The 1,006-nt window shown below is 65.6% G+C and carries 1 protein-coding gene; it reads right to left on the reverse strand.

Annotated features, from left to right (window positions below):
* Positions 1–801: bifunctional ornithine acetyltransferase/N-acetylglutamate synthase (locus EOA60_RS34565; RefSeq protein ID WP_206628411.1), on the reverse strand; the 801-nt coding region annotated here is incomplete at its 3' end.
* Positions 802–1,006: the final 205 nt, after the last annotated feature.

The following is a 1,006-nucleotide window of genomic DNA, read 5'->3' on the forward strand; positions in this document are numbered from 1 at the left end:
GCGGCGGAAGGCGCCGAGCCGCGCATCTTTCGGGTCGCTGATCTTGGGCGCGCCACGCGAACCAGCCTTGCCGGTGGCGAAGAAGAGCAGCGTGTCGCTAGTCGAGGTGTCGCTGTCGACGGTGACCGCGTTGAAGGTCTTTGCCGTGCCGCGCGACAACAGATCCTGCAGCACCGGGGCTGCGATCGGCGCGTCGGTGGCGATAAAGGAGAGCATCGTGGCCATATCGGGCGCGATCATGCCGGCGCCCTTGGCGATGCCGTTGATGGTGACGTCGGCGTCGCCGAGCTTCACCGTCTGGGACGCCACCTTCGGATAGGTGTCCGTGGTCATGATGGCCTTCGCCGCCTCGGTCCACAGGTCCGGCTTGCCGTCCTTCACCAGGCCGGCGAGCAGATGGCTGAATTTGTTGGTGTCGAGCGGCTCGCCGATAACGCCGGTCGAGGCCAGGAACACTTCGCTCTCGGAGCATCCGGCGGCCTTCGCCGCCGCCTCGCCGGTCAAAGCCGTCGAAGCGCGGCCCTTCTTGCCGGTGAAGGCTTTGGCAGTGCCGGAATTCACCACCAGCACACGCGCCTTGCCGGCGGACAGGTTCTGGCGGCAGTAGTCGACCGGCGCCGAGGGGCATTTCGACTTGGTGAAGACACCGGCGACCGCCGTTCCGGGATCGAAGACCATGGCAAGCAGATCGGTGCGATTGCGATATTTGATCCCGGCCTCGGCGGTAGCGATGCGCACGCCCTCGATGACCGGCATCTTGGGATATTTCTTCGGTGCGAGCGGCGAAATCGTTGCGGACATGTGACCCCGGAGCGGCAGAACGCAAATAGGAGGTCGGTTTGCCCGATAGCGCGCGCTGGCGCAAGAGCGTTCTGGCCGCGCTTGATGGGCTCTCTCGGGGTGCGCGGCATAGCGCGCGCCTGAAATGCGAAAGGGCGCCCGAAGGCGCCCTTAGCAGCATCTTTCAGGCTGGCCGGCTTACTTGCCGCTCTCCAGCGTGTCGACC

Origin of the sequence: Mesorhizobium sp. M1A.F.Ca.IN.020.06.1.1, from assembly GCF_004023265.1 — a bacterium.
Taxonomy (GTDB): domain Bacteria; phylum Pseudomonadota; class Alphaproteobacteria; order Rhizobiales; family Rhizobiaceae; genus Mesorhizobium.